This is a genomic window from Achromobacter animicus (genome assembly GCF_902859585.1).
Lineage (GTDB): Bacteria > Pseudomonadota > Gammaproteobacteria > Burkholderiales > Burkholderiaceae_B > Achromobacter > Achromobacter animicus.
Genome location: NZ_CADIJM010000017.1, coordinates 25,812 through 51,724 on the forward strand (window position 1 = coordinate 25,812; position 25,913 = coordinate 51,724).

General features: G+C 67.2%; 25 protein-coding genes. 13 read left to right on the forward strand and 12 right to left on the reverse strand.

The window, feature by feature from the left end; genetic code table 11:
* Positions 1–41 precede the first annotated feature (41 nt).
* The gene (locus tag HV681_RS24640; RefSeq protein ID WP_175125719.1) at positions 42–1,451 is read right to left on the reverse strand and encodes an FAD-binding oxidoreductase; all 1,410 of its coding nucleotides are present in this window, start codon (positions 1,449–1,451) and stop codon (positions 42–44) included.
* 7 nt (positions 1,452–1,458) lie between these two features.
* A complete protein-coding gene (locus tag HV681_RS24645; protein ID WP_175125721.1) occupies positions 1,459–2,139 on the reverse strand; it encodes an aspartate/glutamate racemase family protein in 681 nt (226 codons plus the stop codon).
* Positions 2,140–2,314: 175 nt separating this feature from the next.
* Between HV681_RS24645 and HV681_RS24650 the strand changes: the two genes are divergently transcribed.
* The 12 genes from HV681_RS24650 (at position 2,315) to HV681_RS24705 (ending at position 14,801) form a co-directional block, all read left to right on the forward strand.
* Positions 2,315–3,256, forward strand: a complete 942-nt coding sequence (locus HV681_RS24650) for a LysR substrate-binding domain-containing protein (protein WP_175125722.1) — start codon at positions 2,315–2,317, stop codon at positions 3,254–3,256.
* 120 nt (positions 3,257–3,376) lie between these two features.
* The gene (locus HV681_RS24655) at positions 3,377–4,303 is read left to right on the forward strand and encodes a dihydrodipicolinate synthase family protein (RefSeq protein WP_175125723.1); all 927 of its coding nucleotides are present in this window, start codon (positions 3,377–3,379) and stop codon (positions 4,301–4,303) included.
* 13 nt (positions 4,304–4,316) lie between these two features.
* Entirely contained in the window at positions 4,317–5,096 is a 780-nt protein-coding gene (locus tag HV681_RS24660) for an SDR family oxidoreductase (RefSeq protein ID WP_175125724.1), read from the forward strand.
* Positions 5,097–5,124: 28 nt separating this feature from the next.
* Positions 5,125–6,603: a dihydropyrimidinase gene (gene hydA / locus HV681_RS24665; protein WP_175125725.1), complete on the forward strand. Its 1,479-nt coding sequence runs from the start codon at positions 5,125–5,127 to the stop codon at positions 6,601–6,603.
* A 22-nt stretch (positions 6,604–6,625) separates the two neighbouring features.
* Complete coding sequence (locus tag HV681_RS24670; RefSeq protein ID WP_175125726.1) at positions 6,626–7,573, forward strand: N-carbamoyl-D-amino-acid hydrolase; 948 nt, start codon at positions 6,626–6,628, stop codon at positions 7,571–7,573.
* Positions 7,574–7,583: 10 nt separating this feature from the next.
* Positions 7,584–8,438, forward strand: coding sequence for a transporter substrate-binding domain-containing protein (locus HV681_RS24675; RefSeq protein ID WP_175125727.1), 855 nt, complete (start codon positions 7,584–7,586; stop codon positions 8,436–8,438).
* 73 nt (positions 8,439–8,511) lie between these two features.
* Positions 8,512–9,258 carry an amino acid ABC transporter ATP-binding protein gene (locus tag HV681_RS24680; RefSeq protein ID WP_255596245.1) on the forward strand — a complete coding sequence of 249 codons (747 nt, stop codon included), beginning with the start codon at positions 8,512–8,514 and terminating at the stop codon, positions 9,256–9,258.
* 20 nt (positions 9,259–9,278) lie between these two features.
* A complete protein-coding gene (locus tag HV681_RS24685; protein WP_062838417.1) occupies positions 9,279–9,956 on the forward strand; it encodes an amino acid ABC transporter permease in 678 nt (225 codons plus the stop codon).
* 101 nt (positions 9,957–10,057) lie between these two features.
* Positions 10,058–10,732: an amino acid ABC transporter permease gene (locus HV681_RS24690; RefSeq protein WP_062838418.1), complete on the forward strand. Its 675-nt coding sequence runs from the start codon at positions 10,058–10,060 to the stop codon at positions 10,730–10,732.
* Between the two features lie 235 nt (positions 10,733–10,967).
* Complete coding sequence (gene argA, locus HV681_RS24695) at positions 10,968–12,326, forward strand: amino-acid N-acetyltransferase (RefSeq protein WP_175125729.1); 1,359 nt, start codon at positions 10,968–10,970, stop codon at positions 12,324–12,326.
* Between the two features lie 104 nt (positions 12,327–12,430).
* The gene (locus HV681_RS24700) at positions 12,431–12,703 is read left to right on the forward strand and encodes an oxidative damage protection protein (RefSeq protein WP_105238082.1); all 273 of its coding nucleotides are present in this window, start codon (positions 12,431–12,433) and stop codon (positions 12,701–12,703) included.
* Positions 12,704–12,848: 145 nt separating this feature from the next.
* Positions 12,849–14,801, forward strand: a complete 1,953-nt coding sequence (locus HV681_RS24705; protein ID WP_175125731.1) for a phosphocholine-specific phospholipase C — start codon at positions 12,849–12,851, stop codon at positions 14,799–14,801.
* A gap of 21 nt (positions 14,802–14,822) precedes the next feature.
* On the opposite strand, the gene phoU is transcribed toward HV681_RS24705, so the two are convergent.
* The 5 genes from phoU to HV681_RS24730 form a co-directional block, all read right to left on the reverse strand.
* Positions 14,823–15,551: a phosphate signaling complex protein PhoU gene (gene phoU / locus HV681_RS24710; RefSeq protein WP_175125733.1), complete on the reverse strand. Its 729-nt coding sequence runs from the start codon at positions 15,549–15,551 to the stop codon at positions 14,823–14,825.
* Positions 15,552–15,715: 164 nt separating this feature from the next.
* Positions 15,716–16,396 (reverse strand): ribose-5-phosphate isomerase RpiA, encoded by a 681-nt coding sequence (gene rpiA, locus HV681_RS24715; protein WP_175125735.1) that lies wholly within the window; start codon positions 16,394–16,396, stop codon positions 15,716–15,718.
* A gap of 39 nt (positions 16,397–16,435) precedes the next feature.
* Complete coding sequence (locus HV681_RS24720) at positions 16,436–18,100, reverse strand: isovaleryl-CoA dehydrogenase (protein ID WP_175125737.1); 1,665 nt, start codon at positions 18,098–18,100, stop codon at positions 16,436–16,438.
* Positions 18,101–18,150: 50 nt separating this feature from the next.
* Positions 18,151–19,719 (reverse strand): amidase, encoded by a 1,569-nt coding sequence (locus HV681_RS24725; RefSeq protein ID WP_254595065.1) that lies wholly within the window; start codon positions 19,717–19,719, stop codon positions 18,151–18,153.
* 70 nt (positions 19,720–19,789) lie between these two features.
* On the reverse strand, positions 19,790–21,175 hold the full coding sequence (locus tag HV681_RS24730; RefSeq protein WP_175125740.1) for a DNA recombination protein RmuC: 1,386 nt from the start codon (positions 21,173–21,175) through the stop codon (positions 19,790–19,792).
* Positions 21,176–21,307: 132 nt separating this feature from the next.
* Between HV681_RS24730 and HV681_RS24735 the strand changes: the two genes are divergently transcribed.
* On the forward strand, positions 21,308–22,006 hold the full coding sequence (locus HV681_RS24735; RefSeq protein ID WP_246282971.1) for a PhoP regulatory network YrbL family protein: 699 nt from the start codon (positions 21,308–21,310) through the stop codon (positions 22,004–22,006).
* Here the strand turns inward: HV681_RS24735 and HV681_RS24740 are convergent.
* The 5 genes from HV681_RS24740 to HV681_RS24760 are packed head-to-tail and all read right to left on the reverse strand — an operon-like array spanning position 22,003 to position 25,909.
* Positions 22,003–22,692: a DNA-3-methyladenine glycosylase gene (locus HV681_RS24740; protein ID WP_175125742.1), complete on the reverse strand. Its 690-nt coding sequence runs from the start codon at positions 22,690–22,692 to the stop codon at positions 22,003–22,005. The two genes, HV681_RS24735 and HV681_RS24740, sit on opposite strands and share 4 nt — an antisense overlap.
* A 25-nt stretch (positions 22,693–22,717) precedes the next feature.
* Complete coding sequence (locus tag HV681_RS24745) at positions 22,718–23,074, reverse strand: arsenate reductase (RefSeq protein WP_175125744.1); 357 nt, start codon at positions 23,072–23,074, stop codon at positions 22,718–22,720.
* Positions 23,071–23,880 carry an ABC transporter permease subunit gene (locus tag HV681_RS24750; RefSeq protein ID WP_056567137.1) on the reverse strand — a complete coding sequence of 270 codons (810 nt, stop codon included), beginning with the start codon at positions 23,878–23,880 and terminating at the stop codon, positions 23,071–23,073. Before HV681_RS24750 ends, HV681_RS24745 begins: the two co-directional genes overlap by 4 nt.
* A complete protein-coding gene (locus HV681_RS24755) occupies positions 23,877–24,788 on the reverse strand; it encodes an ABC transporter permease subunit (RefSeq protein WP_175125746.1) in 912 nt (303 codons plus the stop codon). Before HV681_RS24755 ends, HV681_RS24750 begins: the two co-directional genes overlap by 4 nt.
* Positions 24,785–25,909: an ABC transporter ATP-binding protein gene (locus HV681_RS24760; protein WP_175125748.1), complete on the reverse strand. Its 1,125-nt coding sequence runs from the start codon at positions 25,907–25,909 to the stop codon at positions 24,785–24,787. Before HV681_RS24760 ends, HV681_RS24755 begins: the two co-directional genes overlap by 4 nt.
* Positions 25,910–25,913 lie beyond the last annotated feature (4 nt).

The window sequence follows — 25,913 nt, forward strand, 5'->3', positions numbered from 1 at the left end:
ACTTCGCGCGCGCGGCCCCTGGCTGCCCGCGCGCGGGGCTCCTACAGCAGCTTGCCGGGGTTCATGAGCTGATTGGGATCTAGCGCCCGCTTGATCATCAGCATCAGGTCCATTTCAACCGGCGACTTGTAGCGGCGCAGCTCGTCGCGCCGCAATTGGCCCACGCCGTGTTCGGCGCTGATGCTGCCGCCGCGCTGCGCCACCAGGTCGTGCACGCGGCGGTTCAGCGCCGCGGTCAGCCGGGCGTACTCGGCGGGCGCCACGTCCGGCGGCAGCAGCACGTTGTAGTGCAGGTTGCCGTCGCCGATGTGGCCAAAGTTGATGATGGGCAGTCCCGGAAAATCCGACACCAGCGCCAGATCCGCTTCCTCGACGAATGCGGCCAGGCGCGAGATGGGCAGCGCGATGTCGTGCTTGACCGCCTTGCCCGCGCGCACCTGCGCCTGCGAGATGCCTTCTCGCAGCCGCCACAGCGTCTGGACCTGCGTGTCGTTCATTGCGACGACGCAGTCCTGGATGACGCCGTCCTCCAGCGCCGCGCCGAGCGCCGCTTCCAGCAAGGCGGGCAGGCCGGCGGGCTCGGTGTCCGACAGTTCCAGAAGCGCGTGATAGGCATGGCGGGCGGCCAGCGGACTGGCCGCGCCGCTGACGTGCGCCACCACCAGATCCAGGCAATGCGCCGACATCATTTCGAACGCGGTCAGCCGTTCGCCGCAGACGCCCTGCATGCGGCTCAATAGCGCCACGATTTGCGCGGGCGTGTCCGCCCCCACCCACGCCGCCACGCGGCCCGCCGGCGCGGGGTACAGCTTGAGCACCGCGCCGGTGATGATGCCCAGCGTGCCCTCCGAGCCGATGAAGAGACTCTTGAGGTCGTAGCCGGCGTTGTCCTTGCGCAGGCCGCGCAGGCCGTTCCATACGCGGCCATCGGGCAGCACCACCTCCAACCCCAGCGCCAGGTCGCGCGTGTTGCCATAGCGCAGCACCGCGGTGCCGCCGGCATTGGTGGCCAGATTGCCGCCGATGGTGCAGCTGCCCTCCGCGCCCAGACTCAGCGGGAAAAACCGCCCGACCTCGCGCGCGGCGGCCTGCACGTCGGCCAGCAGCACGCCGGCGTCCGCACACAGCGTGTTGTTGACCGGATCGACCTCGCGGATGCGTTTCATGCGGTTCAGGCTCAGGATCACCTGCGCGCCGCTGCCGTCGGGCGTGGCGCCCCCGCTCATACCGGTATTGCCGCCCTGCGGCACCACCGGCGTGCGCGTCTGATGGCACAGACGCATGACGGCCGACACCTCGGTGGCGTTGCGTGGCCGCACCACCACTGGCGTGCTGCCCTGCCACTTGCCCAGCCAGTCGCGCACGTAGGGCCCCTGCCCCTCGGCGTCCAGCACCAGCCCGTTGTCGCCGACCAGATGCGACAGCCGTTCGATCAGTTCGTGGTTGCGCATGGTGGCCTCAGGCGCCGTGCCAGTTCAGCCGGATGCGGCCGATCGCCATCGCCGCGGCAGCCTGTGTCGGCTCGACGACGGGCAGGCCCAGCTCGGCCTGCAGCCAGCCGCGATACGCCGCCATGCCGGCGCAGCCCAGCACCAGCACGTCGGCCTGATGCTCGTCGCGCAACCGCGCGCCCACGTGCAAAAGGCGCTCGCGGGTACGCGCCTCGTCCGACAGTTCGACCACGCCCAGATCCAGCGGCAGCTCGGCCGCCACGCGGCCCGACAGGCCGATCGCGCCGAACATGCGTCCGTGGCGCGGCAACGATTGGCGCAGGATCGCAATCACACCGACGCGCTGGCCCAGCGTCAGCGCGGTCAGCATGCCGCATTCGCTGATGCCCAGCACGGGCTTGCGCGTGGCTTCGCGCACCGCGTGCAGGCCAGGATCGCTGAAGCAGGCGATGACGTAGCCTGCGGCGGCCGCGCCGTGCTCCGCATCGAGCTTGCGCACCAGCGCGGCGAGCGGCAACGTCACGCTTTCGACGTCGAGCTGCGTCTGGACGCCCGCCGGTCCTTCGGCCAGCGTCACGCATTGGATGCGCGGACCGCCGGCCATGCGCAGCGGCTCCAGCGCCGCGTCGAATGCGTCCGTCACGGCTTGCGTGGAATTGGGATTGATCACAAACAGGGTCTGTTCCATTCGTCCGTCCTGGTCGTCCGTCCTGGTGGTGGCGGGGCCCGGGCCACGCTGACGCGGGCGGGGGGCAAGGTACGGCGCCAGTCTATCTGCGGGCGGACTGAGCATGTATTGTCAATTTGTGCGCTGCCCTTAACCCTTTGTTATGCTCGTCGCGTCAATTCGGAGCGGGCGTGCCATGCAACTGAATCTGCGGCAAATCGAAGTTTTCCGGGCGGTGATGACCACGGGTTCGATCAGCGGGGCGGCCAAGCTGCTGTTCGTGTCGCAGCCTGCGGTCAGCCGGTTGCTGTCGCACACGGAACAGCGGCTTGGCTTCGCGCTGTTCGAGCGCATCAAGGGCCGGCTGTATCCCACGCCCGAATCCCGGCAGCTCTTTCGCGAAGTGGAAACGGTCTATGCCGGCGTGCGGCGCGTGGAAGAACTGGCTTCGGAATTGTCCGAGCGCCGCAGCGGCATCCTGCATCTGGTGTCCAGCCCCAGCATCGGCCACATGCTCGTGCCCCTGACCATCTCCCGCTTTCGCGAAACGCACCCCGACGTCAAGGTCACCTTTCAGCCGCTGACGCAGCAGCCCCTGACGCAGATGCTGCTCGACAATCGCGCCGAACTGGGCGTGGTGATCCTGCCCGTGCAGCACCCGAATCTGCTGACCCAGCCGATCGGCCAGGCACGGCTGGTCTGCATCTGCCCGTACAACCATCCGCTTGCCCATCGCTCGCTGCTATCCATCGGCGACCTGTTGCCCTACCCGCTGATTTCGTACGGCGGCGACACGCCGTTCGGCATGCTGGTCGAGCAGATGTACCACGAGGCCGGACAGGCCCGCCGGCTGGCGGTGGAAGTGAGTTCGCCGCAGAACGCGTGCTCGCTGGTGCAGGCCGGTGCGGGCATCGCCATCGTCGATGAATTCTCCGTCAAGAGCCGCACGCAAGGCGACTTTGTGGTGCGCCCGATCGACCAGGCAAAAATCCTGACGGCAAGCCTGGTGCAGTCGCGCTTCGAACCGCTGTCGCAGCTTGCGCAGGCCTTTGTCGACGTGCTGCGCCACACGCTTTGCGAACAGGGTTTCGAGCTGTCCGCAAACGTCCAGGCAAACCCTGCCAAGGGTAAACCTTGACTTAACTGGCTGTTATACCAAGGCAATAAAAAAGCAAGTGGAGTTCTAAAACTTCCGCTTTAGGATGACATCGAAACGTCGCTTCCGATTTCGGTTTTCACGCATCCTGACGGAGAAAAGATGGCAGCCTCCATCGACGCCAAAGGCGTCTTCACCATTTGCCCCACGCCCTTTGACGACGCCCTGCGGGTCGATGCCGACAGCATCCGCACGCTGGTCGACTTCCTGCTTGAAACCGGCGTGACCGGGCTGGCCATCCTGGGCTTTCTGGGCGAGTTGCACAAGCTGTCCAACGACGAGCGCCGGCTGGTGCTGGACACCTTCGTCAAGCACACGAACGGCCGCGTGCCGGTGTGGGTGGGCGTGCGTGCCCACGGCATTGCCGGCGCCATCGAGCAGGCCCGCGAAGCGCAGGAGCTGGGCGCATCGGCCGTGTTCGCGGCGCCCCTGGACAACGCCAGCGATGCCCTGCTGTTTGATTACTACAAGGCCGTGGCCGACGCCGTGAAGATTCCGGTCGTGATCCACGACTTTCCGGACTCCTTCGGCACCGAGATCCGCCCCGAAGTGGTGGCGCGCCTGGGCCGCGAAGGCGGCGTGCACATGATCAAGATGGAAGAGCCGCCGGTGGGGCAGAAGATCAGCCGCATCCGCGAACTGGTGCCGGACGCCGACATGGCCATCTTCGGCGGCCTGGGGGGCGTGTACTTCCTGGAAGAGCTGCAGCGCGGCGCGGTCGGCACGATGACCGGCTTTGCGTTCCCGGAGATCCTGGTCGCCATCTACGAACGCTACGCCAGTGGCGACCACGCCGGGGCTGCCGCGATCTTCGATCGCTACTGCCCGCTGATCCGCTACGAGTTCCAGCCCAAGATCGGGCTGGCGTTGCGCAAGTACGTCTATCAGCGCCGCGGCGCCATTAAGAGCCACGCGCTGCGCGCGCCCGGGATGCGGATCGATCCGGTGACCGCCGCCGAACTGGAGGCGACCGTCGCGCGCGTCGGGCTGTCGCTGGGCGCCACCGGCCGCCAACCCGTGCAGGGTTGAAAGGAGCGAACGCATGGACCTCGGAATCAAGGGCAAGCACGCGCTGGTGTGCGCATCCAGCAAAGGCCTGGGCTACGCCTGCGCACTATCTCTGGCGCGCGAAGGCGTGAATCTGGTGATGGCCGCGCGAACCACGACCACGCTGGACGCCGCGGCGGACGCGATCCGCCGCGAGACCGGCGCGTCGGTTGTCACGGTGGCGGCCGACGTCACCACCGAGGCCGGCAGGCAGGCGCTGCTGGCGGCCTGCCCCGAACCCGACATCCTGGTCACCAACGCGGGCGGGCCAAAGCCTGGGGACTTTCGCGAGTGGTCGCGCGAAGACTGGATTGCCGCGCTGGACGCCAACATGCTGACGCCGATCGCGCTGATCCGCGCCACGGTGGACGGCATGATCGCGCGCCGCTTTGGCCGCATCGTCAACATCACGTCCGCCGCCGTGAAGATGCCGATCGACATCCTGGGCCTGTCCAACGGCGCGCGGGCCGGGCTGACCGGCTTTGTGGCGGGACTGGCGCGTCAGACGGTACGACATGGCGTCACGATCAACAACCTGCTGCCCGGCCCGTTCCTGACGGATCGCCTGCGCCAGACCGCCGAACGCGGTGCGCGCGACACGGGCAAGACGGTGGACGACGTGCTGGCCGCCCGGCTGGCGGGCATTCCTGCCGGACGCTATGGCGACCCCGCCGAATTCGGCGACGCCTGCGCCTTCCTGTGCGGCGCGCGCGCCGGCTACATGACAGGCCAGAACCTGGTGCTGGACGGCGGCATCTATCCCGGAACGCTCTGACCCATTAATTGCGCGGAACCCCTTACCCATGACCGATACCGCAGCATTTGACCTGACGATCCGCAACGGCCGCGTCAGCACCGCCAACGACACTTTCCACGCCGACATCGGCGTGCGCGACGGCGTGATCGTCGCACTGGGACAGGGCCTGCCGCCGGGCGCCCGGGACATCGACGCCGCTGGGCGCTGGGTGCTGCCGGGCGGCATCGACAGCCACTGCCACGTCGAGCAGCTGTCGGGCATGGGCATCATGTGCGCCGATGACTTCTACAGCGCGACCGTCTCGGCCGCATTCGGCGGCACCACCACCATCATTCCGTTCGCCGCCCAGCACCGCGGCAACGCGTTGCCGGAAGTGGTGGCCGACTACGCCCGCCGCGCCGAAGAGAAGGCGGTCATCGACTACGGCTTTCATCTGATCCTGTCCGACCCCACGGAACAGGCGCTCAAGCACGACCTGCCCGAACTCATCAAGAACGGCATCACGTCCTTCAAGGTGTTCATGACGTACGACCGCCTGAAATTGGACGATTACCAGTTGCTGGACGTGCTGGAGGTCGCCGACCGTGAAGGCGCGCTGGTGATGGTGCATGCCGAAAACAACGACATGATCCGCTGGGTGGCCCGCCGCCTGGCCGAACGCGGCATGACGGCGCCGAAGTACCACGCCGTGGCGCACACGCCGCTGGCCGAAAGCGAGGCAACGAATCGTGCCGTGACGCTGGCCCGCATGATGGACGTGCCCATCCTGATCGTTCACGTCGCGGGGCTGGAAGCAGTGCGCGTGGTGCATTCGTCGCAAGCGCTGGGGCTGCCGATTCACGCTGAAAGCTGTCCGCAGTACCTATTCCTGACGGCCGATGACATCGACGCGCCCGGCCTGGAAGGCGCCAAGTTCTGCTGCAGCCCGCCCCCGCGCGATGCGGCCTCGCAGGAAGCCGTCTGGCAGGGCCTGATCGACGGCACCCTGCAAATCTATTCCTCCGACCACGCGCCCTACCGCTTCGACGCCAGCGGCAAGCTGCCCAAGGGCGACGCCACCACGTTTAAGGACGTGGCCAACGGCGTGCCGGGACTGGAAGTGCGCATGCCGCTGCTCTTCTCCGAAGGCGTGCTGGGCGGACGCATCTCGATTGAACGCTTCGTCGCGCTGACCGCCGCCAATCATGCCCGCACGTATGGCCTGTACCCGCAGAAGGGAACTATCGCGGTGGGCGCGGACGCCGACATCGCGATCTGGAATCCGGAACGGGAGGTCACGATCTCCACGTCCATGCTGCACGACAACGTCGGCTACACGCCCTACGAGGGCCGAACGGTGCGCGGCTGGCCCGAGGTGGTCATCAGCCGCGGCCGCATCGCTATTGAGAACGGCCAGCTGCATGTCGAGCGCGGCAGCGGCCGCTTCGTCAAGCGCGGCACGCCCGAGCCCGTATTGCGCCAGCGCCTGACCGGCAATCCCAACGCGCTGGTGCGCAAGTATTTTTCGGCCGATAGCGCCGCCTGAGTCATTGCGAAAGGAACCCGGCATGAGCAAACGTCCCTTCGGCCTGGCGGTCGCGCAGATGGGTCCGGTGCAACCGCAGGAGACGCGCCGGCAGGCGGTGGCGCGCCTGCTCGCGATGATGCGCGAGGCGCATGGACGCGGCGCGCGCCTGGTGGTGTTTCCGGAATTGGCGCTGACCACCTTCTTTCCCCGTTACTGGATGACGGAAGAAGAAGCGATGGCGCGCTACTTCGAAAAGGAAATGCCCGGCCCCGAGACCCGCGTGCTGTTCGACACCGCGCGGGAGCTGGGCATCGGCTTTTACCTGGGCTACGCCGAGATCGCCTCGGACGGCCGGCGCTTCAACACCAGCATCCTGGTCGACGCCAACGCGCGCATCGTCGGGCGCTACCGCAAGATCCATCTTCCGGGCCACAGCGACCACAAGCCCGAGGCGCCGTTCCAGCACCTGGAAAAGAAGTTCTTTGAAGTCGGCAACGACGGCTTCAACGTCTGGGAAACGCTGGGCACGCGCATCGGCATGTGCCTGTGCAACGACCGCCGCTGGACGGAGACCTGGCGCGTGCTGGCGCTGCAGGGCGCCGAGATCGTGGCGCTGGGATACAACACGCCGTCATTGAACATCCACTGGAACGAACCGGTCCATTTGCGCATGTTCCACCACCTGCTCAGCCTGCAGGCGGCCGCGTACCAGAACGCGGTCTGGGTGGCCGCCGCAGGCAAGGCCGGCAACGAGGACGGCAGCCACCTGATCGCCGGATCGGCCATCGTCGCGCCCACGGGCGAGATCGTGGCGCAGGCGCAGGGGGAGGAGGACGAGGTGATTTTCTGCCAGGCCGATCTGGCGCTGGGAGACACCTTCAAGCAGCACATCTTCAACTTCGCCGCCCACCGGCGTCCGGAACACTACGGCTTGATTCTCGAGCGCGTGGGGGCCGGTCCCGCCCTGGGCAAGACGCCTCTTCCCTAAAGGACCTGTCATGACCCGCTTTCTCCGCACCCTGACTTTTGCCGGCCGCTGCGGCCTCACGCTGTGCCTGGCCGGCGCCAGCCTGGCCGCGGCCGCCCAGCCGCTGACGACCGGCGTGGACGCCACGTTTGCCCCCCACGCCATGCCCAAGCTAGGCGGCGGGTTGGACGGCTTCAACATCGAACTGGGCCAAGCCATCGCCAAGCAGCTGGGCACCACCATCAAGATCGAAGGCACCGAGTACGCCGCGCTGATCCCGGGCCTGAACGCCAAGAAATACGACTTCGTGCTGGCGCCCACCACGGCCACCGAGGAACGCGCCCGCGCCCTGCTGTTTTCCGAGGGGTACCTCAACACCGACTACACCTTCGTGATCGGCAAGAACGGCAAGGACATCAAGGGCCTGGATGATCTTAAGGGCAGGAAGCTGGCGGTCAACAAGGGGTCGGCCTACGAGAACTGGGCGCGCGACAACGCAGCCAAGTACGGCTTCACCTATGACGTGTACGCCTCCAACGCCGACGCGGTGCAGGCAGTGCAGGCCGGCCGCGCGGACGCCAACCTGGCGGGCAACACCGTGGCGGCCTGGGCCGCCAAGCAGAATCCGGCCGTGCGCACCAGCTACACGATCAAGACGGGCCTGGTCTGGGCGCTGGCGTTCCGGCTGGACGACAAGGCGGGCCGCGACCGCGTGTCCATGGCGCTCAAGTGCCTGAAGCAGGACGGCACGGTCTCCAAGCTGGCGCAGAAGTGGTTCGGCTTCACGCCCGCAGCCGGTTCGGCGGCGGCCACCGTGACGCCGGGTCAGGGCGTCCCGGATCTGCCGGGCTACGACGCCCAGCCGGTCGAGCTGCGCTGCAGCTGATTTTCCGACGCACCGCCAACGACTGGGTAAGGAGCCGCCACGCGGCCCCTGCCCGCGCATTGAGGAGCTTTCGATGGAAACGCCGATCCTGAAAATCGCCGGGCTGCACAAGTCCTATGGCGACAACGCGGTCCTCAAGGGAATCGACCTGGACGTGAGCCGCGGCGAGCTGGTCTTCATGATCGGCCCTTCCGGCTCGGGCAAGAGCAGCCTCCTGCGCTGCTGCAACCGGCTGGAGGAGCCGACCGCCGGCAGCATCCACGTCGACGGCGAGGAGATCACCGCCCCGTCGGCCGAGTTGAACCGCATCCGCCAGAACATCGGCATGGTGTTCCAGCACTTCAACCTGTACCGCCACATGTCCGTGCTGTCGAACATCACGCTGGCGCTGCGCAAGGTGCAGAAACTGGCGCGCGCCGAAGCCGACCGCCGCGGCTTGGAGGCGCTGGATCGTGTGGGACTGGCCGACAAGGCGAGCGCCTATCCCGACCAGTTGTCCGGCGGCCAGCAGCAGCGAGTGGGGATCGCGCGGTCGCTGGCGCTGCGGCCCAAAGTGGTGCTGTTCGACGAGCCGACCAGCGCGCTGGATCCGGAGCTGGTGGGCAGCGTGCTGAACGTGATGCGAGAACTGAAGCGCGACGGCATGACGATGATGGTGGTCAGCCACGAAATGGGCTTTGCCCGCGCGGCGGCCGACCGGGTGGTGTTCATGGACGGCGGGGTGATCGTCGAGCAAGGCCCGCCACAGGACGTCTTTGGCGCCCCCCGACAACCCCGCACCCAGGCCTTTCTGGCCAGCATGGCGGAACATGCCGCGTAAGGCGGTTTGAAGAGCGCTCCATGGATCTGAATGCCCTGCTGTTCTCGTTTTTCAACGCTGAGGTCGCCTGGCGCTACCTGCCCGACATCCTGGCCGGCATGTGGGTCACGCTGCAATTGGGCGTGGCGGTTGCCGCGACCGGCGTGGCGCTTGGCCTGGTGCTAGCCGTGGTGCGTGCGCTGCGTATCCGGCCGGTGAACTTCCTGATCATCTGCTTTGCCGACATCCTGCGCGCGCTGCCGCCGCTGGTGGTGATCATGGTGTTGTTCTTCGCATTCCCGTACATCAACCTGTCGATGTCGGCGTTCATGGCGTGTTGGCTGTCGCTGTCGCTGGTATTGGCCGCGTTCGCCGAGGAAATCTTCTGGGCAGGCATTCTGTCCGTGCCGCGCGGCCAAGCCGAGGCGGCGCGCTCCACCGGGCTGAACTGGCTGCAGAGCATGGTGTATGTCGTGATGCCGCAGGCGATGCGGCTGACGGTCGCGCCGCTGACCAACCGGGTCATCGCCATTACGAAGAGCACCGCGCTGGGTTCGGTCGTGGGTTTGAGCGAAGTGCTCAACAACGCCCAATCGGCCAGCAGCAACGCGGGCAACGCCACGCCGCTGACCTTGGCCGCGGTGGCGTGCCTGCTGATCTTTTTGCCCGTGGTCGTGCTGGGACGCTGGACCGAAACCCGCTTCAAGTGGAAGCACTGACCCCGGACGCATCTTTACGAATACATATCGGACGGGAAGCAAGGCCGATCACACCCGCCCGGCACAACAAGGGAGCCCCGAACGGGCCCCAGGGGAACCGCATGGACGAAATCCTGCAGAATTTCTTCAATCTGAACATCTATGTCAGCGTCGCGCCGTACCTCTTGCAGGGGCTGGGGCGCACGCTGATGCTGTCGGCCATGGTGATCCCGGTGGGACTGGCCTCGGGACTGCTCATCGGCGTGCTGTCCGTCACGCTGAAAGCCCGCTGGTCGCGCGTGCTGCTGGCCATCTACATCGACTTCTTCCGCGCATTGCCGCCGCTGGTGCTGCTGATCTTCATTTACTTCGGGGCGCCGTTCCTGGGCCTGGACCTGCCCAAGCTGCTGGCGGTGGCCGTGGGCTTCATGCTGAACAATTCGTCCTATTACGGCGAGGTCTTCCGTGCCGGGCTGGAAAGCGTGCCGCGCGGGCAGATCGAGGCGGCGCGCTCAACCGGCCTGTCCGCCTGGCAGACGATGTGGCACGTGCAGATTCCGCAGGCCACGCGCAACGTCATGCCCGATCTCATCAGCAACACGCTCGAAGTGGTCAAGCTGACCACACTGGCCAGCGCCGTGGCGCTGCCGGAACTGCTGCGGGTGGCGCGCGACGCCCAGTCGCTGGTGTACAACCCGTCGCCCATCGTGCTGGCGGCGCTGTTCTACCTGGCGCTGCTGTGGCCGGTGGTGCGGCTGCTCAGCCGGCTGGAACACCGGCAGCTTTCCCGGCATTGACCCTTTTAGCGCGGCGGCCAGTGCGGCGGCCAGCGCGGCGGTCAGCGCGGCGGCCCGGCTCGCCCCTGGAACTTCCTGTGGGGCGCCCGCAACAATGCGTGCTGCGCACCGCGCGGACCGGACCAGCGCGCGCCCTATAATTCCGCGTAGCGCCGCCCTCTGAGGCGGCGCTCTCCGCACGGCCTGCCGGCCTGCGCCGTCCCGCGACCCATAGGATTGTTAAGCAACTCACACCATGCCCGACCTGGAACCAGACACCGTCTCCGCCCTTGAAGCCCCTGAATTCGCCGCCGCACAGTTTGTGCGATGGTTCCGAGACGTGGCCCCCTACGTGCACGCGTTCCGAGGCAAGACCTTCGTGGTGGCATTTGGCGGCGAACTCGTGCAGGCGGGCGCGTTGAACGCCCTGGTCCAGGATCTGTCCCTGCTGTCGTCGCTGGGCATCCGGCTGGTGCTGGTGCACGGCTCGCGGCCCCAGGTCAACGAGCAACTGCGCCTGAAGGGCTACACGCAGCAGTTCGACCGGGGCCTGTCCCCCACCGACGCCGCCGCGCTGGAATGCGCCAAGGAAGCCGCCGGCGAGATCCGCCTGGACATCGAAGCCGCCTTCAGCCAGGGGCTGCCCAACACGCCCATGTCGCACGCGCACATCCGCGTGATCTCCGGCAATTTCGTTACCGCGCGTCCCACGGGCGTGCTGGACGGTGTGGATTACAAGCACACCGGCCAGGTGCGCAAGATCGACATCGAGGCGCTGAAGTTCGCCATCGAGAAAGGCTCGTCGGTCGTGCTGCTGTCGCCGCTGGGGTTCTCGCCCACCGGCGACGCCTTCAATCTGGCGATGGAAGACCTGGCCACCAGCGTGGCCGTAGGCCTGCGCGCCGAAAAGCTGATTTTCCTGTCCAGCTCGCAGGGCGTGCTGAACGACGATGGCACGCTGGACACCGAACTGGCGCGCGTGGATGCTGACGCGCTGCTGGCGGGCGGCGAGCTGGACGAAGAGACCCATTCCTTCCTGCAGTACGCCTCGCTCGCGGTCAAGCGCGGCGTGGCCCGCGCCCACCTGCTGCCGTTCGAGCTGGACGGCAGCGTGCTGCTCGAGATCTTCACCCACGACGGCGTGGGCACCATGGTGGTCGAGGACACGCTGGATGACCTGCGCCCTGCCACCATCGACGACGTGGGCGCCATCCTCAGTCTCATCGAGCCGCTGGAAGCCGACGGCACGCTGGTGCCGCGTCCGCGCAGCGTGGTCGAGCGCGACGTCGAAAACTTCACTGTGCTGGAGCACGACGGCGTCATCTACGGCTGCGCGGCGCTGCATGACTTCCACGACGAGCAGATGGCCGAAATGGCCTGCCTGATCGTGCATCCCGAGTGGCAAGGCTCCGGCGAAGGCGAGATCCTGCTGCGCCACATGGAATCGCGCGCCCGCGCGCTGGGCGCCAAACGGCTGTTCGTGCTGACCACGCGTACCTCGCACTGGTTCATGAAGCGCGGTTTCGTGCAGGGCGGCATCACCGACCTGCCCCGCGAAAAGCAGAACAACTACAACCGCTCCCGCAACAGCCTGGTGTTCATCAAGAAGCTCTGACCCCGGCCTGCGGCGCGATTCCGCGGTAAGCAAGAGGGGCTTGGCGCCCGACGCACGCCAAGCCCGCTAAAATGTGGCGTTATTCATTTTTCCGGCAGCGAACCATGGCCCGTATCGTCAACTGTGTGAAACTGAAACGTGAAGCCGAAGGGCTGGACTACCCGCCCTACCCCGGCGAAGTCGGCACCCGCATCTGGCAGAGCATTTCCAAGGAAGCGTGGGAAGACTGGAAAGGCGTGCAGACCCGCCTGGTGAACGAAAACCGCCTGAACCTGGCCGACGCCCGCGCACGCAAATACCTGCAGCAGCAAATGGAGCGTTTCCTGTTCGAAGACGGCAGCGTCGAAGCCGACGGCTACGTTCCTCCCTCGGCCTGATCCGCCCCCGCCGCGCCTTCGGGCATGCGGCACGGCAAAGCCCCTCGCACGCGAGGGGCTTTGTTTTTGCGGCGCGCCGATACGCACCGCCAGCGTGCAGGCGAAGGCCTTAAGATTCAAGGTTGCAGACCGTATTAAAGCTGTCATGAAAGAAGAATCGCGCCCGCCCCTCCACCCGGACCCGTCCCCTGTCATTGCGCGCGCGTTGGCGATCGAACCCGACCGCAAGACCGGCACGCTGCAGGATGTGCGGCATGTCGTGATCCTGATGCAGGAGAACCGGTCCTTCGACCATTACTTCGGCACGCTGCCCGGCGTGCGCGGATTCGCCGATCCGCATCCCGTGCCCACGCGCGCGGGCACGGTGCTGACGCAGACCGATGGCAACGCGCATTGCCGCCCCTACGACTTGCAGACAGAGGTCGCCAGCGACAAGCCGGTCGGCTACATCACGCCGCACACCTGGAACGATTCGCAGCGCGCCTGGAACGACGGCCGCATGGATCAGTGGCTGTCCGCCAAGACCCGGCTGGGCATGGGAGCCTACCGCAGCGCCGACGTGCCGTTTCAGACCGCGCTGGCCAATGCCTTCACGTTGTGCGATGCCTATCACTGCTCGGTCCAGGCCGGCACCAATCCCAACCGGCTGTTTCTGTGGACCGGCACCAACGACCCGCAGGGCGCGGCCGGCGGCCCCGCGCTGGTCAACACCTACGACCGGCTGGGTCCGGCGGGTGAAGGCTATTCCTGGACCACATACCCCGAGCGTCTGCAGGACGCCGACGTGACCTGGTGCATCTACCAGGACATGGCGGACAACTACAACGACAATCCGCTCGCGGGCTTTCAGCATTACCGACGGCAGCATGCGGGCAACATGGGCAACGCCCCGCTGCGCGACCGCGCGCTGGCCACGCGCACGCTGGACGATCTGGCGCGCGATGTCGCGGACGGCACGCTGCCGGCCGTGTCGTGGATCATCGCGCCCACGGCGGATTCGGAACATCCCGAGGTCTCGTCACCTCGCCAGGGCGGCGCCTACACCGAGCGCGTGCTGGACATTCTGACGGCGAATCCCGACACGTGGAGCCGTTGCGTCCTGTTCGTCACCTACGACGAAAACGATTGCTTCTTCGACCACGTGCCCCCGCCTGCCCCGCCGGCGCGCCACCCGGACGGCGAGTCGGGCGGCCTGTCCACCGTGGAACTGGACGGCGAATACCACGACGCGCGCCGTGGTCCCAGCGCGTCCACGGCCGACGATCCGGCCGGGTTGTACGGACGCGCCTTCGGCCTGGGCCCCCGCGTGCCGATGCTGGTGGTCTCGCCCTGGAGCCGCGGCGGCTGGGTCAATTCGCAGGTGTTCGACCACACGTCGGTCATCCGATTCCTGGAAGCGCGCTTTGGCGTGGCCGAACCCAACATCAGCCCCTGGCGCCGCGCAGTGGCGGGCGATCTGACGACGGCCTTCGATTTTGCCGGCGACAGATGTTCGCATCACCCCGACAGCCACCGCCACGCGTGTCCTCTGCCCTACGTGCTGGAAGCCGTAGGCAAGATCACGGCCGACGGCCAGCATTACCGCCTGACGCTGCGCAACCCGGGCGGCGCGGGCGCCGTGCTGCATGTCTACGACCGCCTTGCGCTGGCGCATCCGCCCCGGCGCTACACGGTGGGCGCGGGCGCGCGTCTGGATGACGGATGGAGGCTGGCCGCGGGTGGCGCGTACGATCTCTGGCTGTTGGGACCGGATGGCTTTCACCGGGCGTTCCGCGGCGATGCGCAGGATGCGGGCACGCTTGAAGCGCAGTTGGTGCCCGTGACCTCGGGCCTGCGCCTGCGGCTCGTGAACCACGGCGACATGCCGCAGCCGGTCAGGGTGGAGTCGCGCATGAACGATGGCTGGCGCGCGATGGCCCACGTGCCCGCGGGCGGCGCGGTCGAGCTCAAATACGCCGGCTGCGAGGGCTGGTACGACCTGGAAGTGGGTGCGCCGGCGATGCCGGCCTTTGGACGCCGGCTGGCGGGCCGCATCGACGCGGGCAAGCCGGGGGTGCCGGATCCCCGGCTGTGCCAGGGAGCGGCGCTGCCGCTGTGAAGCGGCAGCCGGTCTTTCTGTTTACTGCTCCGAGTTGTCCTCGGTTTCTTCTTCGCCGCGCGCCAGGCGCTCGGTGTTCTTCACGCCGGTGTGACGCACGTCGGCGCCCTTGACCATGTAGATCACGCGTTCGGACATGTTCTTGGCATGATCGCCGATGCGCTCAAGCGCGCGGGCGATGAAGATCATGTCGATGGCGCGTGAGATCGTGCGCGGATCTTCGATCATGTACGTGATCAGGTGACGCAGCGCGCCCTTCCATTCCTTGTCGACTTCCTTGTCGCTGCGCACGACGGCGGCGGCCTGGATGGGGTCGAGGCGGGCAAACGCGTCCAGCGCCTGGTGCAGCATGTTGCGCACGTTGGCGGCCATGTGGCGCAGTTCGATCACCGGAATGTGGCGCAGTTCGCCTTCGTGGACGCGACGGGCGACGGTGGCGACCTTCTCGGCTTCGTCGCCGGAACGTTCCATGTCGGTCAGCATCTTGGACACGGCCATCAGCATGCGCAGGTCGATGGCGGTGGGCTGATGCCGGGCCAGGATGCGGCTGATGCTTTCGTCGATCTCGACTTCGTGGCGGTTGACTTCCTTTTCCCGCTCGCGAACCTTTTCAACCAGCGACATGTCGCCGCTGGCCAGCGCATCGATCGCTTCCTGGATCATGGCTTCCACCACGCCGCCCATTTGCAAGAACTGCGAACGGACGCTTTCCAGATCGGCGTCGAACTGTTTGTTTGTATGCTCCGTCATCCGGGCTCCCTGCGTGGTTGATCTCATTGCATTGCCCCGAAAGTAGAGAGGTTACGAGATGGGCCTGCACAACCGGCAAGGTTATGACCCAAGTGTGACAGGATTATGAATGCGGGCCCCGCACCCCGCAAGACGGAGCGGCGGGACCCGCATCACAACCGGACTCAGGTGCGGCGGTCCAGGCGGCGGATGCCGTTCTGGGTGGCCAACAGCGCCACGTCGGCGCCGGACAGCGCGAACAGGCCGCAGGTCACGACGCCCGGCAGGTTGTTGACGATGGCCTCGAACGCGGGCGCGTCAGTAATGGAAAGACCCGACACGTCCAGGATGATGTTGCCGTTGTCGGTGACGAAGCCCTCGCGCAGGCGGGGCTGGCCGCCCAGCGCGGTCAGTGCGCGGGCCACGGATTCACGCGCCATCGGGATGACCTCGAGCGGCAGCGGGAACTTGCCCATCGTCTGGACCAGCTTGGATTCGTCGGCGATGCAGATGAAGCGCTCGGCTACCGAGGCCACGATCTTCTCGCGCGTGAGCGCGCCGCCGCCGCCCTTGATCATGTGCAGATCGGCGTTGATCTCGTCGGCGCCGTCCACGTAGATGGGCATCGTGGACACGTCGTTCAGATCCAGCACCTTCAGGCCGTGGCCGGCCAGGCGCGCCGCGCTGCGCTCGGAGCTGGCGACCGTTCCGCCGATGCGGCCCTTGAATCGCGCCAGGCCATCGATGAACAGGTCGGCGGTGGAACCGGTGCCCACGCCGATGATGACGTCAGGGCCGGCGACCTGTTCGACGAATTCCAGGGCCGCGTCGGCGGCTTGCTGCTTGAGTTCTTGCTGGGAGAGCATGGCGGTAGAAGTGCGGAAAAGTTGCTTGAGCCGGGAAATTTAGCACGCGGCGATGGCGGGCCAGGCGCGCGACAGGATGGCCTGCGTGTCGACGCCGGGGGCCAATTCGCCAAAGATGCCCGACGCTTCCTGCAGGCGGCTGCCGACGAAGGCCTGCGCCACCGCGCCGGGCGCGTGCTCGATGAGCAAGGCGGCCTGCCACAGGCGCGCCAGACCGGCGGCGATGCGACGCGCCTGGAATGGCGCCTGCTCGCCATCGGCCAGCAGCGCGCGCCAACGCGCCAGCGCCGCGTCGAACTCCCGGTGCTGGCCGGCGGCGCGGGCGAATTCCGCGTCCAGCGCCGGCAGCGCGTCAGGCTCGCGCTGGAGCGCCCGCAGCACGTCCAGCGCCATGACGTTGCCCGAACCTTCCCAGATGGAATTGACGGGCGTTTCCCGGTACAGGCGCGGCATCGGCCCTTCTTCGACGTAGCCGTTGCCGCCCCAGACCTCCATGCACTCGGCCACGGCGGCGACCGCGCGCTTGCAGACCCACAGCTTGGCGGCCGGCGTGCCGACACGGACCAGCGCGCGCGCGGCCGCGTCGCTGCGTTCGTCGACGGCCCGCGCCAGACGCAGCGCCAGCACCATGGCCGCTTCGCTTTCGAGCGCCAGGTCGGCCAGCACGTTGCGCATCAGCGGCTGTTCGATCAGCGGTTTGCCAAAGGCCTGACGATGCCGCGCATGATGCGCCGATTGCGCCAGCGCCTGGCGCAGCAGCGCCGCGCTGCCCAGCACGCAATCGAGCCGCGTGGTGCCCGCCATTTCCAGCAGCACGGTCAGGCCGCGGCCGGGATCGCCCACCATCACGCCCCAGGCGTCTTCGAATTCGACTTCCGAACTGGCGTTGCTCCAGTTGCCCAGTTTGTCCTTCAAACGCCGCACGCGCACGGCATTGCGCGGGCCATCCGGTATCCAGCGGGGGACGAAAAAGCAGCTCAGCCCCTCATCGGTCTGCGCCAGCACCAGATGGGCGTCGGCCTGCGGCACCGAAAAGAACCATTTGTGTCCGACCAGCTGATAGGCGCTACCGCGCCCCGGCGCGCCCAGCGGCGAGGCACGGGTGGTAACGGCGCGCAGGTCGGAGCCGCCCTGCTTTTCGGTCATGCCCATGCCGATCAGCGCGCTGCGTTTGGCGGTGAGCGGCGCATCGCTGCCATCGAAATCCCGCGCGTAGAGCGCAGGCAGCCACTGGCCCGCAAAGTCCACGACGCCGGCAGGCTCGCGTTGCAAGAGCGGAACGGCGGCAAAGGTCATGGTGGTCGGACAGAGCGTGCCGGCCTCGACCTGGCCTTGCATCAAGTAGGCGGCGGCGCGCGCCACCTGCGCGCCCGGCGCGGGCTGCATCCACGCGCGGCTATGCAGGCCGCGCGCCATGATGCCGCTCATCAGCACGTTCCAGGCGGGGTGAAAGTCGATGCGGTCCACCCGATGGCCGGCGCGGTCGTAACTGACCAGTCGTGGCGGACAGCGGTTGGCCTCGGCGCCCGCGGCCAGCGTCTGCGCGCGGCCCAGCCAGGCGCCATGCGCGGCGAGGTCGCCCGCCCACGCTTCGGCGCCCTCGCGGCGCACAGCCTCCCGCAGCGCCGGATCGGTGTCGTACAGGGAATAGTCTTCCAGGGGCGGCACCTGGTTGAACACGGTATGCGTCGCGAACGATGACATGGAGTCTCCCTGGTTCGAACGGCCGCGGCGGCGCGGGTTGCCCGCAGCCGCTACCCGGCCATGGGCGCGGTCAAGGGCCAGGGCCGCAGCGCTTCGACCTGCGCCGCCAGTTCCAGCAGCTGCGCCTCGGCACCCAGCGGTCCCATCACCTGGATGCCGATGGGCAGCCCGTCCGCGGACATGCCAAACGGAATCGAGATGGCGGGCATGCCGGTCAGGTTCGCCAACGGCGCGAACGGCGAATAGCCGATGACGCCCTTCTTGCCCAGACGGTAGGCCAGATAATCGGCGTTGTCCATGGCGTAGCGGCCGATGGGCGCGGGCGGCAACGCCAGCACCGGACTCAGGAACAGGTCATAGCCCTGGGCGCCATCCCGATGCAGGAAACGCCCGATGCGGCGGGTGATCTCGTGGCAGGTGTCGACGCAGGCCACATACTGCGCACCGGAGATCGCGCGGGCATACTCACGCGCGCCGAGCGTGGTGGGCTGCAGTTCGTCAGCGGCCAGGCGCCTGCCGCGCGCGGCCACGAAGCTGTCGATGGCGTTGGCGGCCGCGCTGGCGATCAGCGGCAGCATCGGCGACAGGACTTCCTCGGAGCCGACGGGCGGCGCCTTCTGCACCAATTCATGCCCCAGCGAGGCAAAGAACCGCGCCGCCTCGTCCAGCGTCGCGGCAACATCCGGATGAATGGCCTCGCCTTCGTAGGTGGTGTTGATGAAGGCAATGCGCCGGCGCGGCGCCGCGCTCGGATCGGCGGCAACCCGGGCCACCACCCCGCGATAGGACGCCGCGGGCGGGACGGGCGCGGCATAGGGCGCACCCACGTCGGCGCCCGCGCTGATGTCCAGCGCCGCCGCGCAGTCGCGCACGGACAGAGTCATCATGTGTTCGGTGGCCAGGCCGCCCCAGCCTTCACCTTTTAGCGGACCGAGCGGCATGAGGCCGCGCGACGGCTTCAGGCCCAGCACGCCGCAGCACGACGCCGGGATGCGGATCGAGCCGCCGCCATCGCTGCCATGCGCGATGCGCACCATGCCGCTGGCCAGCGCCGCCCCGGCGCCGCCGCTGGAGCCGCCCGCGCTGTGGCCCTTTTTCCAGGGATTCTGCGTGGCGGGGCCATAGACGGGCGACTCCGTCGTGGGGCTCAGGCCCAGCTCGGCGCTGGTGGTGCGGCCGAACGGAATCAGCCCGGCGCGCCGGTAACGTTTGACGATGTCCGCATCGAGGTTCCACGTGACCTGGCCATACAGCACGGACCCCATTGCGCTGGGCAGGCCGATGGCCGCCGTGGCGAGGTCCTTGAGCAGCGTCGGCACGCCGAGGAACGGCCGGTCGCGCAGCAGCGCGAGGCGCTGTTCGGACGTTAGCGACGCCAGTTCTTCGTCCAGGGACTGGGCCAGCCGCAGCCCGGCTTCGGCCTGCACGCCGCAGGCGGCATTGATGGACGGATTGCGCGCTGCGACGCGCTCGACCGCCTGCTGCATGGCGGTCAGCGCGGTGGTGGCGCCTTGGGCGATGTCGGCGCCCAGCGCCGTCGCGTCGAGAGAAGAGGAATCATGGCGTTCGGCGATGCTCATGCTGACGATGCTCCAGGTATCGACGGCGAAGTGCCGCATGCATGAGGATATCGGCAGTCAAGGCGGGCAACAAGCGCGCCCGGCGACGGGCGTGCCCCAGCTTGCCTGTTCAGACGGCGCCGGCTGATGGCGCGCGGGGTTCCTCGGCGTCGTCGTCCTCGGGATCGGCGGCGTCCGCCGACGCCCCGCCCAGCAGGCGCAGCGCATCGGCTTCCGGCAGCGCTTCAACGCCCTTCAGGTTGCGCAGCATGGCGCGGGTGCGCACCTCGGTCTGGCCGATCTTGTTGCTGGCGGTGTCCAGGGTCTTCTTGACGCTGGCCAGCGATTCGCCGAACTTGCCGAACTCGGTCTTGACGGCCCGCAGCACCTGCCACACCTCGGAGGAACGCTGTTCGATCGCCAGCGTCCGGAATCCCATCTGCAGGCTGTTCAGCAGCGCGGCCAGATTGCTCGGGCCCGCCACGTTGACGCGCAGGTCGTGCAGCTTGTCCAGCAGGCCGGGGCGGCGCAGCACCTCGGCATACAGGCTTTCCGTGGGCAGGAACATGATGGCGAAGTCGGTCGTGTGGGGCGGCGCGATGTACTTGCCGGCAATCAGCCGCGCCTGGACCTCGACCGCGCGGCCCAGTGCGGCCCCGGCCACCTTGACGCCCTCGGCGTCGGCCGCTTCCTGCGCGTCCATCAGGCGCTCGTATTCTTCCTTGGGGAACTTGGCGTCGATCGGCAGCCAGACCGGATCGCCCCCGTCGCCACGCCCCGGCAGCCGGATGGCAAATTCCACGGCCGCGTCGCTGCCCGGCACCGGCTTGACGTTGCTGGCGTACTGATCGGGCGTCATGTTGTCTTCGATCAGGCGCGCCAGTTGCACTTCGCCCCACGTGCCGCGGGACTTCACGTTGGTCAGCACGCGCTTCAGGTCGCCCACTCCGGCGGCCAGCGCCTGCATTTCACCCAGCCCCTTGTGCACGGCTTCCAGGCGGTCGGACACCAGCTTGAAGGACTCGCCCAGCCGCTGCTCCAGCGTGGCATGCAGCTTCTCGTCCACGGTGCGTCGCATTTCGTCGAGCTTGGCGCTGTTGTCCGACTGCAGCGATTGCAGGCGCTGATCCACCGTGGCGCGCACTTCCATCAGGCGCCGCTCGTTGATCTGGATGAGGCCCTGCAACTGTTCCGAGAAGCCGGCGGCAAAGCGCGACAGCGATTCGGCGGATTCGGCCCGGGCGGCCTGCGCATCGCGCGACAGGCCGGCACGCAGATCCCCGTGCGACTGCGCCAGTTCCTGCCGCAGCGCGCGTGTGGATTCGGAAAACTCGCTGCGCAGGCCGCGCTGGCCTTCGGCGATGTCGGCGCGCAGCGCGCGCTCGGTGCGCTCCAGTCCTTCCAGCAGGGCGTCCAGTCGGGGATCGGTGGCGGACGGGCGCAGCCAGGCCAGCACGGCGGCCACGAAGGCCAGCACGGCGCCGCCGGCGGCGACCCAAAGCAGAATATCGTTCAAGAAAGGCGTCTCCAAAGCGCGAATTGTAGGTCCCATTCCGCCCCCCTTTCCAGCCTGCTCCGCCAGCGTGAAGGCGCGGCGGGAGCAAGAGGATTAAACTGGCGGCCATCTGCATGGATACCCCTCGCTTCTTTGAACTCCGCCGACCGCTCCGCCTGCACGCCTGCCGTCTCATTCCAGTCCGTGTTCGGACCGCTGAACCTGGATTCGGCAACGCCGCTTGCCACGGGCGGAGACCGGCACATTTTCCAGCACCCGCACTCGCCCGCCCTGCTTGTCAAGGTCATGGACATGCGCGCGCGGGCAATCTACCTGGAAGCGCGGCCGTTCAAGCGCTGGTACAAGCAATATCAGCGCGAAAGCGCCTACCGCGTGTACCTGAACGAGATCTCGGAATACGTCACCACCACGACGCGCCCGTCCGGCGTGTGGCAGGTGCCCATGGCGCGCATCGTCGGGGTGGCGCAGACCTCGCTGGGCCTGGGGCTGGTGGTCGAAAAGATCACCGACGAAGCCGGCAACATGGCGCCGACCGTGACCGATCTGGCCATGAAAGGCCTGCTCGACGATGCGCTGAAAGCGCAGCTCGATGCGTTCTTCGATGACCTGGCCGATGCGCACGTCGTGGTGCACGACATGTCGACCAGCAACATCGCCGTGGGCCTGAACGCCGACGGCAAGAAGGGTCTGTACCTGATCGACGGCTTCGGCGTGCTGCCGCTGATCCCGCTGTATGCGTGGAGCAAGCGCCTGAACCGCCGCCGCCTGCAGCGCAAGTACGCCGAACTGCGCGAATCGCTGGCCCGGCGCATGCGCGAAGCCGGCGTCTAGCCGCCGGCCGGCGCCTCGGGCAGCACGATGCCCTGCCGGTCCACCCACACGTAATCCTGTCCCGCGCGCTGCCCGCGCCGCAGCGGGTTACGCGTGCAGAACGCGGCGTAGGCCGGGTCCACGAAACGGTAGCTCAGGTGTTCGTCGCGCCCCGCCGGAATGCCCAGCCGCGTGGTGCAGATGAGATACGGCGGCGACTCGCCCACGTCTTCCACGTACAGGGCGCCGGGATCGAAACGGCGGGCATCCCATTCAGGCACTTTCAGGCCCAGCGACCGGCACAGCAGCGTCTGGCCCGCGCAAAGCGCGCCCAGCGCCCGGGGCCGGCCTTGCGCATCGGGGTTCAGTTCGCGCATCCGTTCAAGCGACTCGGGGCCGGACAGCGCATCGGTCCACGGATAAGCCGATTTGATCAGCACCGCATTGCCGGGGCCGCCCGCGCTGAAGTTCAGCGAATCGCCCCCGCGGGCGTAGTACATGTAGATGGTGCCGCCGTCCATGAACAGGGCACGGCGCTTGTGGGTGTACCCCAGCGAGGCATGGCTGCCCCGCTCTTCCAGGTAGTAGGCCTCGGTTTCGATGATGCGGGCCGACAGCCACAGGCCGCCGACCCGGTGGCGGATCACCTTGCCGGGCAACTCGCGCGCCAGCTGAGCCGCGTCGCGGTCAAAGAAGGCGTCCGGCAAGGCCTGTCCGGCCCCGCCGCGGGCCTCAGGCGAAACGTTCGCCGTAGCGCTTTTCACTGAAACCAACACTCACCTCGCCATCCGGCGTGACGGTGACCGGACGGCGCACCAGGGCCGGGTACTCGGCGATCAGCTTGGTCCACTGGGCGTCGGTATGGGCGGTCTTGCGGTCCTCGGGCAGGTTGCGCCACGTCATGGAGGCGCGGTTGACCAGCTTTTCCCAACCGCCGACCTGCTCGGACCAGGATTTGAGCGTCGCGGCCGGCACCGGCTCGTCGCGGTAATCGACGAAGGCGTGGTCAACGCCATGCTCGGTCAGCCAGTCACGCGCCTTTACGCAGGTGCTGCACTTGGTCAGGCCATACAGGGTGGTTTGCGTCATTTGGATTCGGACTCCTTGCGCCATTGCATGCGGTTGGCGAGGATCACGCACGTGCCCACCGCCAGGATGAACAGGGTCGCCAGCGCGTTGATCTCGGGCTTGAGGCCCAGCCGCACCCGGGAGAAGACCTCCATGGGCAGCGTGCTGGAGCCGGGGCCGGACAGGAACGACGCGATGACGACGTCGTCCAGCGACAGCGTGAAGGACAGCAGCCAGGCCGAGGCCAGCGCGGGCGCAATCAGCGGCAGCGTGATCTTGAAGAACACGGTGATCGGGGTGGCGCCCAGGTCCAGCGCGGCTTCTTCCAGCGAGCGGTCCAGGTCGCGGATGCGGGTCTGGATGACGACGGCCACGAACGCCATGCACAGCGTCACGTGCCCCACCCAGATCGTGAACATGCCGTTCTGCTCGGGCCAGCCCAGCGCGCCGCGCACCTCGACGAACATCAGCAGCAGCGAGATGCCCAGCACAACTTCGGGAATCACCAGCGGCGCGCTCAGCATGCCGACGTACAGCGCAAAGCCGCGGAACCGGCCCATGCGTCCCAGCACATAGCCCGCCCAGGTGCCGATGACGACGGCCGCGGTGGCCGTCAGCACGGCAATGCGGAACGACAGCCAGGCGGCGCGCAACAGCGCGTCGTCATTGACCAGCGAGTGATACCAGCGGAACGAAAACCCGGTCCACGACGTGACCGAGGGCGACTCGTTGAACGAAAACACCATCAGGCTGAGGATGGGCACGTACAGAAAGAAGTAGCCCAGCCCCAGCACCACGGCGCGCAGCGTCTTGTTCGGACCGTTCATTTGCGGTCTCCGCCCTGCTGCTTGACCTGGCTGTACTGGAAGTACACCAGCGGCACGAGCAGCAGCAACACCATCACGCACGTCACGGCCGACGCCATCGGCCAGTCGGCGTTGTTGAAGAATTCATTCCACATCACGCGGCCTATCATCAGCGTGTTCGCGCCGCCCAGCATTTCGGGGATCACGTATTCACCGACTGCCGGAATGAACACGAGCATCGCGCCCGCGATCACGCCCTGACGCGACATCGGCACCGTGATCTGCCAGAACGCCTGCCACGGCCGGGCGCCCAGGTCATAGGCGGCTTCGAGCAGGCGCAGGTCCATCTTCACCAGCGTCGCGTACAGCGGCAGGATGAAGAACGGCAGGTAGGCATAGACCATGCCGATGTACACGGCCAGGTCGGTGCGGTAGATCTCGAGCGGACTGGAGATCAGGCCCAGGCCCTGCAGCAGGTTGTTCAGCAGGCCGTCGTTGCGCAGGATGCCCACCCAGGCATAGACGCGCAGCAGCAGCGACGTCCAGAACGGCAGGATCACCGCCAGCAGCAGCAGGTTGCGCACGCGCGCCGACGACCGGGCGATGTAGTACGCAATGGGGTAACCCATCAGCACGCAGACGAGCGTGGTGATGCCGGCGATCTTCACCGAGCTGAGGTACGTGCGAAAATACTGGTTTTCCGTGAACAGCAGGATGTAGCCGCGCAGGTGCAGGCTGAACTGGATCGCCTCGTCCTGAAACTGCGCCAGCGACGTGTACGGCGGAATGCCGAACTTCATCTCGGCAAAGCTGATCTTCAGCACCAGGAGGAACGGCAGCAGCAGAAACAGCACCAGCCAGGCGAACGGCGGCACCACCGCCAGGGCCCTGCCCGACGGGAGCCACTCGCGGGGCGAAAAGCGGATCATGACGCAAGCACCGTCGCGCTGTCGGCGTCCCAGCTCACGAAGATTTCTTCGTCGATGCCCGGCGCGTCCATCTGGGCCAACAGGCGGCTGGGCACGCTGGCCTCGACCGTCTTGCCGGAGTCCAGGCGGATCTGATAGAGGGCGTAGCTGCCCATCCAGGCCATGTGGCTGACCATGCCGTGGGCCCAGTTGTATTCGCCGTCCGGTTGTTCACGCGAGACCAGCAGGCGCTCGGGCCGGATGGAGACGTGCACTTCCATGCCCAGGGGTTCGCTGACCCCGTGGTTCACGAAGAGCGGACGGGTCAGTTCGTCGCATTCAATGGCCACATGATCGGGCTCGTCGACGACGATGGTGCCCGTGAACATGTTGGTCGACCCGATGAAGCTGGCGACAAAGCGCGAGTTCGGGAAGGCATACACGTCCTGCGGCGTGCCGCACTGGACGATCTGGCCTTCGGTCATGACGGCCAGGCGGTGCGCCATGGTCATGGCTTCTTCCTGGTCGTGGGTGACCATGATGCAGGTCACGCCGACCTGTTCCAGGATCTTCACGAGTTCGATCTGCGTCTTCTGGCGGATCTGCTTGTCCAGCGCCGACATGGGCTCATCAAGCAAAAGCAGCTTGGGACGCTTGACCAGGCTGCGCGCCAGCGCCACGCGCTGCTGCTGCCCGCCCGAAAGCTGGTTGGGCTTGCGGCGCGAATAGCCCGCCATCTGCACCAGGTCCAGGGCCTCGAACACGCGGTCATGGATTTCGGCGCGGTCCACGCCTTCCTGCTTCAGGCCGAAGGCCACGTTGGCCTCGACCGTCATGTGCGGGAACAGCGCGTACGACTGGAACATCATGTTCACGGGCCGGCGGTACGGCGGCACGCTGGTGATGTCCTCGCCGTCCAGCAGGATCTGGCCCGAGGTCACTTCCTCGAAGCCCGCCAGCATGCGCAGCAAGGTGGACTTGCCGCTGCCCGAGCTGCCCAGCAGCGCGAAGATTTCGTTTCGCTTGACGGACAGGTTGACCGAACGCACGGCCACCACATCGCCAAAGATCTTTACCACATCGGAGACCCGGACGAACTCGTCCGGGTCCGCCTGCTGCGCCGAGTAACGGCTATCGTTCATGATG